At 44.6% G+C, this 13,466-nt stretch carries 14 protein-coding genes and 1 other RNA gene; 6 read left to right on the forward strand and 9 right to left on the reverse strand.

Annotated features, from left to right (window positions below; genetic code table 11):
* Positions 1 to 11 precede the first annotated feature (11 nt).
* Positions 12 to 683: a zinc metallopeptidase gene (locus tag G9G54_RS02350; protein WP_023988023.1), complete on the forward strand. Its 672-nt coding sequence runs from the start codon at positions 12 to 14 to the stop codon at positions 681 to 683.
* A gap of 89 nt (positions 684 to 772) precedes the next feature.
* Here G9G54_RS02350 and G9G54_RS02355 read toward each other — a convergent pair whose 3' ends face one another.
* Together G9G54_RS02355 and G9G54_RS02360 are read right to left on the reverse strand one after the other, a co-directional pair.
* On the reverse strand, positions 773 to 1,711 hold the full coding sequence (locus G9G54_RS02355; RefSeq protein ID WP_039270004.1) for a LysR family transcriptional regulator: 939 nt from the start codon (positions 1,709 to 1,711) through the stop codon (positions 773 to 775).
* Between the two features lie 98 nt (positions 1,712 to 1,809).
* Positions 1,810 to 2,433 carry a rhomboid family intramembrane serine protease gene (locus G9G54_RS02360; RefSeq protein WP_061828599.1) on the reverse strand — a complete coding sequence of 208 codons (624 nt, stop codon included), beginning with the start codon at positions 2,431 to 2,433 and terminating at the stop codon, positions 1,810 to 1,812.
* A 119-nt stretch (positions 2,434 to 2,552) separates the two neighbouring features.
* Between G9G54_RS02360 and tpx the strand changes: the two genes are divergently transcribed.
* A complete protein-coding gene (gene tpx, locus G9G54_RS02365) occupies positions 2,553 to 3,071 on the forward strand; it encodes a thiol peroxidase (RefSeq protein ID WP_165175836.1) in 519 nt (172 codons plus the stop codon).
* Positions 3,072 to 3,162: 91 nt separating this feature from the next.
* Here the strand turns inward: tpx and G9G54_RS02370 are convergent, their stop codons facing one another.
* From G9G54_RS02370 to G9G54_RS02385, 4 genes are all read right to left on the reverse strand, one after another.
* The gene (locus G9G54_RS02370) at positions 3,163 to 3,555 is read right to left on the reverse strand and encodes a DUF1499 domain-containing protein (RefSeq protein WP_165175838.1); all 393 of its coding nucleotides are present in this window, start codon (positions 3,553 to 3,555) and stop codon (positions 3,163 to 3,165) included.
* Between the two features lie 211 nt (positions 3,556 to 3,766).
* Positions 3,767 to 3,961, reverse strand: a non-coding RNA gene (gene ssrS / locus G9G54_RS02375) — 6S RNA.
* Positions 3,962 to 4,019: 58 nt separating this feature from the next.
* The gene (locus G9G54_RS02380; protein WP_061828600.1) at positions 4,020 to 4,781 is read right to left on the reverse strand and encodes a YesL family protein; all 762 of its coding nucleotides are present in this window, start codon (positions 4,779 to 4,781) and stop codon (positions 4,020 to 4,022) included.
* 223 nt (positions 4,782 to 5,004) lie between these two features.
* Positions 5,005 to 6,585 (reverse strand): DEAD/DEAH box helicase, encoded by a 1,581-nt coding sequence (locus tag G9G54_RS02385; protein WP_165175839.1) that lies wholly within the window; start codon positions 6,583 to 6,585, stop codon positions 5,005 to 5,007.
* A 325-nt stretch (positions 6,586 to 6,910) separates the two neighbouring features.
* On the opposite strand from G9G54_RS02385, the gene G9G54_RS02390 reads away from it, so the two are divergent.
* The 4 genes from G9G54_RS02390 to G9G54_RS02405 all read left to right on the forward strand — a co-directional run bounded on the left by G9G54_RS02390 (position 6,911) and on the right by G9G54_RS02405 (position 11,055).
* Positions 6,911 to 7,732, forward strand: a complete 822-nt coding sequence (locus tag G9G54_RS02390) for a YitT family protein (protein ID WP_165175841.1) — start codon at positions 6,911 to 6,913, stop codon at positions 7,730 to 7,732.
* Between the two features lie 172 nt (positions 7,733 to 7,904).
* Positions 7,905 to 8,093: a hypothetical protein gene (locus tag G9G54_RS02395; protein WP_080683009.1), complete on the forward strand. Its 189-nt coding sequence runs from the start codon at positions 7,905 to 7,907 to the stop codon at positions 8,091 to 8,093.
* Positions 8,094 to 8,309: 216 nt separating this feature from the next.
* Positions 8,310 to 9,488 carry a putative glycoside hydrolase gene (locus G9G54_RS02400; RefSeq protein WP_061828601.1) on the forward strand — a complete coding sequence of 393 codons (1,179 nt, stop codon included), beginning with the start codon at positions 8,310 to 8,312 and terminating at the stop codon, positions 9,486 to 9,488.
* 196 nt (positions 9,489 to 9,684) lie between these two features.
* Positions 9,685 to 11,055, forward strand: coding sequence for an MATE family efflux transporter (locus G9G54_RS02405; RefSeq protein WP_165175842.1), 1,371 nt, complete (start codon positions 9,685 to 9,687; stop codon positions 11,053 to 11,055).
* On the opposite strand, the gene G9G54_RS02410 is transcribed toward G9G54_RS02405, so the two are convergent.
* The 3 genes from G9G54_RS02410 to G9G54_RS02420 all read right to left on the reverse strand — a co-directional run bounded on the left by G9G54_RS02410 (position 11,052) and on the right by G9G54_RS02420 (position 13,452).
* Positions 11,052 to 11,261 (reverse strand): DUF3906 family protein, encoded by a 210-nt coding sequence (locus G9G54_RS02410; RefSeq protein ID WP_023988014.1) that lies wholly within the window; start codon positions 11,259 to 11,261, stop codon positions 11,052 to 11,054. The two genes, G9G54_RS02405 and G9G54_RS02410, sit on opposite strands and share 4 nt — an antisense overlap.
* A gap of 117 nt (positions 11,262 to 11,378) precedes the next feature.
* Positions 11,379 to 12,350, reverse strand: a complete 972-nt coding sequence (pfkA, locus tag G9G54_RS02415) for a 6-phosphofructokinase (RefSeq protein WP_165175844.1) — start codon at positions 12,348 to 12,350, stop codon at positions 11,379 to 11,381.
* 22 nt (positions 12,351 to 12,372) lie between these two features.
* Positions 12,373 to 13,452: a tetraprenyl-beta-curcumene synthase family protein gene (locus G9G54_RS02420; protein WP_185156267.1), complete on the reverse strand. Its 1,080-nt coding sequence runs from the start codon at positions 13,450 to 13,452 to the stop codon at positions 12,373 to 12,375.
* Between the last annotated feature and the right edge of the window lie 14 nt (positions 13,453 to 13,466).

Consider the following 13,466-nt stretch of genomic DNA (forward strand, 5'->3'; position numbering starts at 1 on the left):
AGGGTTGCTTTATGATGGGTATGTATATATTGATTATTCTTGCGTTCGGATTATCCTTATGGGCGCAATTCCGTGTAAAAGGTACTTTTAATAAATGGTCTGATGTCCCAAATGAAAATGGGTTGACCGGTTATGATGCAGCTCGGCATATGCTGGATCGCAATGGTTTGCATGATGTACCTATTGAACCAGTACCTGGTGCGTTATCTGACCATTATGATCCGATGCAAAGAGTCGTACGACTGTCCGAGCCCGTTTATTATGAAAAATCCATTTCCGCAGTTGCCGTAGCTTGTCACGAGGTCGGTCATGCCATTCAGCATAAAGAGCATTATCCCATGCTAGCACTCCGTCATCGGATCTTTCCGATCGTAAACTTCGCTTCCGGGATTGCACCGTTTCTGCTGATTGCCGGTTTCTTATTCAGCTACACAAACCTGATTGGCTTGGGTATTATCTTTTTCTCGGCTACTGTTGCCTTTCAATTAATTACATTACCGGTTGAATTTAATGCTTCCAACCGCGCCCGGGAAATTATGGTTTCCGAAGGGTTTATCCGTAGTGATGAAGAACGGGGGATCGCCAAAGTATTAAATGCTGCTGCATTAACTTATGTGGCTGCAGCTCTCGTTTCCTTGCTGGAACTAATTCGCTTAATCGGTATCTTTAACAGCCGGGATTAATTGCTTGTGTTGCAAAAAGGTTGTTCCTCCACCAAGTTAACGGTAGAGGAACAACCTTTTTTTCTTTATCTAAAACCAACCAGCTATACTCACTGCCCTAAATCCGCTTTTGCACTTCCATTCGGAGTAGCAACACTACCTTTAAGACCAAAATATTGCAATAAAAAAGTCCGGAATGACTTTGCAACTAATGGTAGCTTGTCATCTTTGCGATGAATCAAGCCTATAGTTCGCGTGACCTCTGGATCAACAATTGACACTCTTGCAGGTTGAAGCGGGTTGGTCTGAAACAACGCCATTTCAGGCAAAAGACTGACTCCCATACCAGCCGCAACTAATCCGCGAATCGTATCTGTCTCTTCACCTTCAAAAGCAATATCTGGCGTAAATCCTGCCTCCAGACAAGCCTGCCAGACAATCGGGCGTAACGAATATCCATCTCTGAACAGGATGAATTTTTCTCCTTTAAGCTGACTCAGCGTGATGTGTTTGGCCGTGGCTAAAGGATGATTGGGCGGGAGAACAGCAAACAACTCCTCGGTCAGCACCACATCCCCCTCTACATGATCATGACGATCCGGAAAAGGAGATACAAAAGCCAAATCCACCTCACCTGCTAACACATCACGAATTAAACTCGGGTACATCCCCTGTTTAAATCTGAATTTAACATTGGGATACCGCTTTCGGAATTCAGCCACCACCGTAGGAATAAGATGAATCCCCAAACTGTGCGGAAAACCGATGCGGATTTCGCCCCCCTCAGGGTCCAAAAACTCATGAACCTCCAAAACAGCTCGCTCTAGATCTTTTATAATCGTCTCAACCCGTTTGCAAAATAGCTGTCCCACTGGCGTTAGCTGCAAATTGCGACCCTTTTGCATAAAAAGATTAACTCCCAGCTCCTCTTCAAGCTGATGAATTTGCCGACTTACCGCAGATTGCGCCACATGTAGCTCCTCGGCTGCCTGAGTGACATGTTCTTTTTGCGCTACCTTCATGAAGTATTGCAACTGTCGTAATTCCACTCCGATATTCGCTCCAATCTGTTTTTCAACATCCGGAAGAAGACGTCAATCGAACATCATCCTCTTTCTTACCCTGCTAACTTACGGTAAAACTGTCTTTAGTGACGTTTGCGTTGGCCAGTCAATCTGATCATTAATCCATAAAGGAAAAACCCACTGAGTAATCCCCCGAAGTGAGCCGTCCAGTTAATGTTCGCTACAGCGAAAGAAAACAGGATACCAAACCCAAGCAGCGTGTACAGCGTTTTGCGCGAGGCGTCATCCATCAGTGACCGCTGGAACAGGGCAACGTATAGGAAAGCTCCATAGATGCCATAAATCGCTCCTGAGGCTCCTACAGAGACTGTCGTTTCCGCCATCATGTTGTAATGCGCGATGGACAGTATGTTCCCTACAATGCCCGTGACCAGATACAATAACACATAGCGGAAGGACCCCAGCAAACGCTCCAGCGGAGGAGCGAATACGAGTATGGCGAAGGAATTGAACAGAAGATGATCAAACCCTGCATGTAAAAACATGGCTGATACATATCGCCACAGCTGATCAGTGAATGGCGCTTCATTAATCAAAGCTCCATATCGGATCAGCGTCAAACTATTTTCCGATCCACCCTGTACGGTGAGTACAATAAACATCACAATATTAATGAGCAAAATCAGACAGGTCACTGGGTAAAACCGTAAATAACTTTTCCAGTTCTCATAACGTAAAAAAATCAAGGCAATCCTTCCTTCATGGGTGTCTCCACCTTATTCAAATTGGACAATGTCTTTTATAAAAGATTATAATAGATTTCGGCAACGATAACCAATGCTAAAAACCAAGGAGGCTATTACATATGGCACAAGAACGTACAGGAGCTGCTACTTTTAAAGGCAATCCTTTGACACTCTTAGGTCCTGAACTAAAGGTTGGAGATCAGGCACCTGATTTCAAATTACAGAAAAACCTGCTAGAAGCAGCTACGCTCCAAGACTTTGCGGGCAAAGTCAAATTGATCAGTGTTGTTCCTTCTTTGGATACAGGCGTGTGTGACGCACAGACTCGACGTTTTAACCAAGAAGCTGATTACCTTGGGGATCAAGTCGTGGTGCTAACTGTCAGCGTCGATCTGCCTTTCGCTCAAGCTCGTTGGTGCGGTGCTGCCGGTATCGACCGCGTATTGACACTGTCCGACTATAAGGATCATTCCTTCGGCGAAGCTTATGGTGTGTTCATCAAGGAATTCCATTTGGATCATAGAGCTATTTTTGTAATTGATCAAAATGACAAAATCGCTTACGTAGAATACTTGAGCGAAATGTCCGAACATCCTGACTATGACCAAGCGATTGCAGCAGTGAAAAAACTCGTCTAAATCAGACTGAATATTAAAAAAGCGAGTGAAGGGTTGCCTTCCTCGCTTTTTTTGACGTTTGTCTGCCACATCACTGCTCACGCATCTACAATTACTGCACGACCTTATGAGCGGACAGCTTCTTGTCAATCACAGCGAACAGTTGCAAAATGATGCGGTAATTCGCGCCCAAGTCCCCTAGCGATCCGCGTGAAGCAGAATAAATATCCACCGCACTCCGAACTGGCGAGATGGACAATATGGAAACGGTAATGTCGACGGTTCTACCGAACGCCGTTCGCTTCTCTAACGTAATCTCACCTACGGATGCTACCTCATGGAGTACCTTGTAGCCAGGAATTTTTTTCAAAATAGATGATACTTCTTCCCAAGCCTTGTCTCTCGATAAGTTATAATAGCGTGTCTTCATTTGGGGGTCCTTGACCCGGTCGCTTGTACCTTCTTGGCTGCGCACAATCCCTACCAGAGTCCTCTTCAACGACAAGACATTTCCTCCTTCACGATAATCGTTGCCATAATGCAGCACATCGGTTTTTTTGCTGCAAGCGCTTTATAAAAACGTTAAACAACAAAAAGTTAACCGACCATACCTGTGGTATACGACCTTAGTACCTCATGTCTTAGTTTAACATTGTTGCATACAAAAAACACCCTGTTTCTGCACGAAGCATGAACAGAGTGTATTCATTATCTTTGGAGTACCCGCCGATGCCGTCCGACCATAGCGTCTTCTGAACCTGCTTTAGCAGGTGGGTGACCGCAGAATAAACTTTTGAAGTCCCCTTGTCAGGAATTGACAGGGCTTTTCAGCTATTCATCCGTATAGATCTCCCTAGACATTGTCATTGGTTCAAAACAACAAATGACCGTAACGTGCATCGCAGGATGTGACCTTATTATAGCGCTTCTCACTCAGAAAGTAAATGCTAGGAGAAATATGTTTTATTTTTAGGGGTTATCACTTTTTTTGTCTTCAATGCTTGCCGTATCTTCATCTTTCTGCTTCATCTTTTCCATTTGATCCTGCATTTTGAGGAACGTTCCGTAAAAATTAAAGAAAGCGAACCAGGCAACCACGCTGCCAATGAAGAATAGGAAAAGCACAGGATATTTGACTCCGATAAATATAACAACAGCGCTGCCGAGCAGGGTAGAAAATACACGAAATGGTCGAATCAGCGTCAGTAACACCGCATTTTTAATAATTTGTCCGGTAGACATATGATAATGAGCCACCATAGAAAAGAAGTTAAACATAGACACAAGCAAAATAATGATAAGAATAAGCATAATCACGCCCACGATTTGCAAGTTGCTGAGTTGTGTCATATATACGGTATAATCCACATACATGATGACAAACAGTAACGTGTAAAAGATACCCCCGATCAGACTCTGCTTATAGTTCTCTTTGTACCCTTTAAAAAAGGTACGAAACACGCCTGTATCGGTATCCCCCATTACCCATTTGCGAACCACTGTGAACATAGCCGATGTGGCTGGAAATAAAGTAAGCGGTGCCAAAATAGCCATCGCCCAATTCATTTGTAAAGACTCATTAGCCAAATTCTGATTCATTACAAGTAGTTTCAGTATGAGGCAGAACACAAAAGGCGACGAACATAACACCCATAACAAATTTGTAGCCGCCAGTCGGGTAATCCACTCGGTCAGGCGGTAAATACCACCCATAGCTCCTTTAAACTCCAATGTCAGTCTCTCCCTCCGCAAGCCTTGGCAGTTCCAAGACTCATGTTGCTATGCCTATAAATTCCGGCTCTTGACTATATCATACCGTATTTCAGCCCTAATACGCCAGTGAAATCAATACGTGACCCATTAATGCAGATCGCTAAAAAGGTTCATTCATACTAATTAATCATAACAAAAAAGCCGAAGCTTCATCTGCTTCGACTTTTCATTATTTCATTTCTTATTCGGAAGAAGAATCTTCACGTCTTGCAGGACGACGAGTTTCTCCATTGCTGCTCGGGCGTGGTTTGCGATCTCCACTGTAGCGGCTTCCGGAATCACGGTTGTTGCCACCGCCTTCTTTGCCACGGCTGTAACCGCCATATCCACCTTTACTTCCACTACCGCCAGAACGGTTGGAATTGTAACCACCGTTGCTGCGACCGCTGTAGTTGGAAGGCTTGCGACCGCCAGAACGCACGTCTGGTTTACGACGTTTTGCACGGATCGGATCTTCTGGAGTCAGTTCAACCGACGCTTCTCTCTTCTCACCAGTCATCAGCTTCAGAGCTGCGGAGAGAAGTTGTACAGAATCATATTGCTCCAGCATTTGAATAGCCAAACCTTTATACTCGTTCAACTCACCGCTTTCTACAGCCTCCAGGAGACGTTCAGCAATGATACGTTGTTTGCCTTCCAGAGCTTCAGCCAACGTTGGAAGCGGCTTGCGTGGAATGCGGTGACGAGTTACACGTTCGATAAAGTGCAAATGGTCAATTTCACGAGGCGTTACGAAAGACCAAGCTTCCCCTTCTTTACCTGCACGTCCAGTACGTCCAATACGATGAACATAGCTTTCTGGATCTTGCGGAAGGTCAAAGTTCACAACGTGAGTTACGCCGGAAACGTCCAAACCACGGGCAGCTACGTCAGTCGCTACGAGCACGTCGATGCTTCCGTCACGGAATTTACGCATTACAGCATCACGTTGGTTTTGAGACAAGTCACCGTGTAAACCGTCTGCAGAATATCCGCGTTTTTGCAGAGCTTCAGCCAGCTCGTCTACCCGACGCTTGGTACGACCAAAAACGATAGCAAGTTCTGGGGATTCCATGTCGATCAAACGGCTCAATGCTTCGAATTTTTGACGCTCAGGAACTTCGATATAGGCCTGATCAATCAGTGGAGCACTAACTTGTTTAGGAATAACTGAAACATGCTCAGGATTTTTGAGGAATTGCTCAGCCAATCTTTTAATATTAGGAGGCATTGTAGCCGAGAAAAGCATCGTTTGACGCTCGTCTGGAACTTGCTTCAGAATGGATTGAATATCTTCCATGAAGCCCATATCCAACATTTCATCTGCTTCATCCAAAACAACTGTGTTTACATCTTCCAGCTTGATGGTTTTGCGATTAATATGATCAAGCAAGCGTCCTGGCGTACCAATAATAATTTGAGGTTTCTTTTTCAAAGCACGAATCTGGCGTACGATATCTTGTCCACCATAGATCGGCAAAGTACGAAGACCTTTGAAACGGGATAGTTTTTCAATTTCTTCAGCCACCTGAATAGCAAGCTCACGTGTTGGTGCCATGATCAGGGCTCTGATTTTTTCGTCGCTTCTAGAAATTTTGTTAATCAGCGGAATACCAAACGCAGCGGTTTTACCAGTACCTGTTTGGGCTTGGCCAATCATGTCTCTGCCTTGCAGTGCAATCGGGATGGATTGGGATTGAATTGGTGTTGCTTCTTCAAAGCCCAGTTCTGTAATCGCCTGAATTACTTTCGGTTCAAGATCAAATTCTGCAAATGTCGTCAAATTTATTCAAACTCCTTCATAATGGTGGATGTGGTGGACAATCCACAATGTTGTCTGTATTCTTAAGTAGCGATATTATTGTATAAGTTTTCCCCAATACAGTGACAGTTTATTTAGACCTATAACTGTATCTTTCTGTAATGAATTTGGAGAACCTATCCGATACATCTTAAACGAATTTATCCTTTTTAAAACAGTTTAAATTTTAAGTGTTTCTCTGGACATAGGTCCCTACTCAAGAATATCCACATCGCATTATAGCACAGAACAATTCATGAATACCAGCAAGTTGCTTCCCGTATAATTTAAATGAGGTGAAAATAAGTTGTTAAAAATAGTGTTAAACTGCTTAATTGTCATTCTTGGAGCCGCTGCCATTGCATGCGGTTTTAATCTGTTTCTCGTGCCACACCACTTGCTGAGCGGGGGAGTAGCCGGTCTTTCCATGTTAATCGGCTACTTCACAAAATTTGATATCAGCGCGATGTATTTTATTATCAATATTCCGATGCTTATTGCAGGCTGGTTTATTTTAGGCAAGCGTTTTATTAGCCTGAGCATTTTATCCGTTGTCGTTACAACGTGGATTTTGGCCTGGGTGCCGGTGCAATCTGTCGTGTCGGACCCCCTACTAGCCTCCGTTTTTGGTGGGGTGATGATCGGCGTTGGAGCAGGAATTTCCTTTCGGGTAGGGGGTTCTACGGGCGGTTTTGACATTATCGGTTCCATCGTCACTCGTTATCGTGACTTCCCCGTAGGAACTGTACTTGTTGGCATGAATGGACTGGTCATTCTTGCAGCAGGATATTTGAACGATGATTGGAATATTGCACTTGCGTCCATGCTATCTATTTTTGTGACTGGCAAGGTATTGGATCAAATCTATGTCAGTCACACGAAGATTACCGTCTACATTATTACAGAACACACCGACAAGCTACTGGAGCGGATGTTAACCACACCACGCGGTGTTAGCAAAATAAAAATTGAAGGCGCATTTTCACATACCGAAAAGGACATGCTGATGACTGTCACGACACGCTACGAGCTAGTTGAATTAAAACGGATCATTAAAGAAGTGGACCCTTCAGCTTTTGTCAATATTGTGGAAACGGTTGGGGTGATGGGTTCATTTCGCCGAAGATAAGCACAAACCCAAGTGTCAAAATACAGTTTCTGTGGTACACTATATGTGCGCTGTTCCCATAGTATATAAAGACCAGCTTTACCTGCTATTTCACAGGCACTTTGCTTTTCCGAATCGTATTGAATGATTCTTTTGGAATGATTCCGAGCAGGAAAGGGTGATTTTTGTGGAAATGGAAACGGTAAAACTGTCCGACATTGTCTTAAGATGGTACCCAGAAATGCTCCCTTCTCTCAAAAAGGATGAGCTGAACTCGATGATTGTGCTTCGGGACGGGATGGCCATACTCAAGCCAACGGATGCGCTAGAAATTATTCAGTACAGTATTTGCGAGCATCAAGACAATAATTATCTTCAATAAATTTCTTTACCAAGTGCCGCTTCTTCCGGTTACATCTACAACCGCGAAGAGAGCGGCATTATTTATGCATTTTTATGGATTCAATGAACACAGGTTGGGTTAATCATGTAAGACTGTGCCTGATGATTCCAGTATTGGTTACAAGCGTGTTGTTTTTCGATACATAACTTTACGTATAATCAGGTAAGCGACATACATAAGGGAGAGAGTTAGGAAATGAATATGATTTGGGCAATTATGCTATTGGCGATGGGGATAGGCGGAAACGGCGATCAGTCAGCCAACGCTCCAAATGTAAAAGATACGGTGGCAACAACAATTAGTAGTGCCATGATCCAGGCTCAGCACAATAATATGAAGGTGGATGCCTCCAATCCCCCAGTTAAAATTGACCCACAACCGACGACTCCTGCTATCAAGGGCATCTATGTCACGGCTTATAGCGCAGGCGGTTCGCGTATGACTCAGCTGCTTGAACTGCTTGACAAGACAGAGCTCAATTCCATGGTTATTGATATTAAAGACGATGCAGGTTACATCACTTATCCAACGACCAATCCCGAGCTGCTCAAATTGGGCAAGCCGCAAAAATTCATTCGGGATATTTCCGGTTTGATGGACCGATTGAAAAAGCATAATGTTTACCCGATTGCTCGTATTGTCGTATTTAAAGATACGGTACTAGCTAACAAAAATCCCGAGATGTCTTTCCGTAACCCTGACGGCTCTGTCTGGAAAAACGGCAAAGGAGACGGGTTCGTCAATCCCTATAATAAAGAAGTATGGGATTATAATATCGCCATCGCTAAGGAAGCAGCCAAACTTGGTTTTAAGGAAATTCAATTTGACTATGTACGTTTCCCCGAAGGCTTTGAGAAAAGAGCAGACAAGCTGAAATATACTAAATCAGATCAATCCCGCTCGGATGCAGTCGCTGAATTCGTACAATATGCCCGTAAAGAGCTTGCACCATTAGGTGTACGAGTATCCGTAGATATTTTCGGATATGCCGCATCCGTTCCTGCTGCGGAGGGGATCGGGCAAGATTTCACTAAAATCTCCGAAAATGTGGATGTCATTTCGCCCATGGTTTATCCAAGTCACTACACCACAGGCTGGTTCGGTGTAAAAGACCCCGATAAGAATCCCTACCAGACGATTAAAGGCTCCATGGCCGATACACACAAAAAGCTCGATCCGACGGGCAAGCTAAAGCCAATTATTCGTCCTTGGATTCAGGATTTTACCGCAAGTTGGTTGGGGAGCGGACATTATGCCAAGTATGGGAAAACTCAAGTAGAGGACCAGATACGAGCGCTTAAGGATATGAAAGTGGATGAATATTTACTCTGGAATGCCACAAACCGCTATACCAGCGGAGTAACTTACAAATAATTTATCTCTCCGGACTTTTTATTATTTTATATAAAATTTAGAAATCATATCATTATTTCGAAGGCTGTCCCGTTGTTTGGCGAACGGGTGCAGTCTTTTTTATTACTGTTCAAATATAGCGGTATCCCTTACAATAAATACTTACATGTTATGATATATACGAATAATGAATCCCTAGTAAATGAGGAAAACAAAAATGCAATTGACTCTAACAACGGGGCAGAAATGGAAGCAGCTTTTCTACATTTTGCTCCCTATCCTGATTACCCAGCTTGCACTATCTGCCATGACTTTTTTCGATACGAATATGTCAGGGCACTTTTCCCCTGCTGATCTGGCTGGAGTAGCCATTGGAGTAAGTCTGTGGATTCCTGTACAAACAGGCCTTAACGGAATACTTATGGCTATCACACCTATTGTATCTCAATTAGTGGGGGCACAGCGCAAAGATAAAGTCTCCTACTATGTCATTCAAGCACTTTGGCTCTCTCTCTCCCTGTCTATGATCGTTTTGATTGCTGGCATCATTTTGGTCAAACCTATTTTGAACGGTATGAACTTGGAACTTAGAGTTCATAATGTGGCCCTATACTACCTTTGTGCCATGGCCTTCGGGATTGTTCCTCTATTTGCCTACACTGTACTCCGAAGCTTTATGGATGCATTGGGACAAACCCGCTTTACGATGTTCATCACGCTCATGTCGTTACCCATCAATGTATTGTTGAACTATCTTCTTATTTATGGAAACTGGGGTTTTCCGCGTCTGGGAGGTGTAGGCTCCGGAGTGGCAACGGCAACCACCTACTGGATCATCATGCTGGTCGCCGGTATCACTGCGCATCGTGGAAAAATATTTGCCGAATACCGAATCTTCAACAAAATATACGGGATTGCTGCTGGTGCTTTGAAAGAGCTCATCAAGATTGGCGTACCGATTGGATTTGCTATATTTTTTGAGACTGCCGTCTTTTCAGCCGTCACTCTCTTCATGAGCAGTTATAATACAGCTACCATAGCCGCACATCAGGCCGCCATGAACTTTGCATCTACGCTGTATATGATTCCTCTCAGCATTTGCATGGCACTTACGATTCTAGTTGGCTATGAAACAGGAGCTACTCGTCCGCGGGATGCCAAAGCTTATAGTGTAATGGGGATCAGTAGCGCAGTAGGTCTATCACTGATTACAGCTATTGTACTCCTTATCTGGGGTGAACAGGTCGCTCGACTTTACTCCACCGATCCTCAGGTCATTCAATTGGCACAGCATTTTCTAATCTATGCGATTTTCTTTCAGATATCTGATGCTGTCGCTACACCTACACAAGGAGCGCTACGCGGGTATAAAGACGTCAATCCAGCCTTTTTGCTCACATTCCTCTCCTACTGGGTCATTGGGCTTCCTGTAGGATATATACTCGCACGCTGGACTTCATTGGGGCCCTACGGCTACTGGATCGGTTTGATTACAGGGTTGGCAGTAGGTGCTATTTTACTTCTCTGGCGTCTGGTGAAAGTACAACGTCGTTTCTCCGAAAAAAAACAACACGCAGAGGCTATTTAGCCTTTGCGTGTCTCGATTACATATGCTGCGCCTAAAGTTATTCGTTTTTTCTCCACAATCGCCACTTCGTTCAGCTTGGGAGGAAATAGAAAGTGTCTCTCCACATGTTGTTCAATCTCCTCAAATGCCTGTTCTTCATTTTCAGCAGCAAGAATGACGGTCAGCGCTCCTTCCGAACTGTCCACTTCGATTTTGAATAGGTACATGTATGACTACCTCCTGATAGGATTCAAAGCTAAAAAAATAGCGGATGACTCGGGTCATCCGCATAATTTTGATCTTTTCCAATATCAGAGCCGATCTATTATACATAGTGGCTCTTATTATTGGGACAAACGCAAGGCAAGCTCATAAAGCTCCATGTTGAAATCTTTTTTGGTATTTACAACCTTGTCAATATCTGTAGCTACCAGCTTACCGTCGATCGTTCCGCAAGCTTTGTCAGATATGCCCTCGATCAATTGGCGAACAGCAAAGTCACCCAAACGGCTCGCAAGGTTGCGGTCAAATGCGGTTGGTGTGCCGCCACGTTGAATGTGTCCAAGCACCGTAACACGCGGCTCATAATCCGGACAATTTTCTTGGATTACCTGCGCTACTGTTTCGCCTTTGCCTACACCTTCAGCAACAATAATGATACTGTGGCGTTTGCCATGCTTAAAGTTTAGCTTCATCCGATCGGATACTTCTTTCAGGTCAAACTCTACCTCAGGTACCAAAATCGTTTCCGCGCCGGAAGCCAGACCCGCATGCAAAGCAATATCTCCACAATGACGTCCCATAACTTCTACGATGGAAGAACGTTCATGGGATGACATCGTATCACGCAGCTTATTAATAGCGTCCACTACGATACTAACCGCCGTATCAAAACCAATCGTATAGTCGGTGAAGGAAATATCATTGTCAATCGTACCCGGGAGGCACATGGTTTTAATTCCTTGCTTGGTCAGCTTGTTAGCTCCTTGGTAAGAACCGTCGCCACCGATCACGACTACGCCATCAATTCCGCGGTTACGCAAAATTTCAGCGCCTCGCTTCTGCCCTTCCTCGGTCGTAAATTCCAGACATCTTGCAGATTGAAGTACAGTACCCCCACGTTGGATGATATCTCCTACGCTTCTCAGATCCATTGGAAAAATATCGTCGTTCAAAAGGCCTTGATAACCGCGTTGAATCCCGAATACTTCCAGTCCAAAATACAATCCGCTGCGCACGACGGCGCGAACTGCAGCGTTCATCCCTTGTGAATCTCCACCACTTGTTAATACTGCAATTTTCTTAACTGCTGTCATTTTTATGACCTCCTCAAATTAATCATATAAGCCTTCTTATCCATCGACTGTTTAATAAGAAAAACAACCGCATGAGCGGACTATTTTTCATTAAACGTTTCGAAACAGCGCGAACGTCCTGCTGCTCGCTAACTTTAGGGTCGGATAAATATAAAGCCAGCAATCCCTCGATAATCATCCGGTGAAAGGAGCTGGCAGGGACATCTGCAATATCAGCCCGCGCCCGATTCACAACGTAGGCGATCCGGTTCAGCATCATGTCGGTATCTTCATAATAATTGCAAAAGTTAAGATCTCCGCCCTTCCGGTCTTCGTCTTGATCGATTAGATAATCCAGCAAAATATGAAGACTGCACACATGTGGAAAATACGATGCATGTATTGAGGCAGCCCCTGCATCTGTCAGATGCTGGTCGCTGGCAGCAAGAAACAGCATAAAGACCCCCAGAGTTGAACCGGTAGCCGCAGCAAACTCATTCCAGCGCAACTCTGGTGTACGGTCTTTATGAAGCGACCACCAATCCAAAAGCGCTTGTTCCCGCAGCTCGGGTTTAATATGCTTGTATACTTGCAAATCCGTGTATAATCGAGCCAAATCCTGAACGTAAGGCATAGCCGCCTCATAGCCCGGAAGCCTGCTTACACAAGACTGACAGGTTGTCACCAGCCTGGTCAAATAACCGCCATCCTCCTGCTCACGACGCAACTCATAATAATTCACTGGCCTAGCCGTCGGATTAACTGCATCCAGCATAGCCTGATGCAGTAGCCTGAAATCATCCGGGTCCATGGACGTACTGCGATCACACAGGTTGTCCAGATAATCACTAATGGTCTGATACGCTACGATCAGCGGAATTAGCGTCTGCCGGGCAGACATATTGGCAGCGGCATAAACCGCTCCACCCACGCAGTGAAATGTCTTATCCGCTATGCTTGCAAGCGCCTGGCTTCGCAGCTCAGGGTCCGGAATTTGTTCGGCCTTGCTCTTCCAGTTACTCAATTCTAGTTTCGTTTCAGGGAGAATGTGCTTGTACATTCGGCTCATTAGACCTATGGGGCCTCTCGGTACTTGATAACGTCCTTGCTCAACATAACTCAAATGACGGTGCCTCC

The organism is Paenibacillus sp. EKM212P (assembly GCF_011066115.1).
GTDB lineage: Bacteria > Bacillota > Bacilli > Paenibacillales > Paenibacillaceae > Paenibacillus > Paenibacillus polymyxa_B.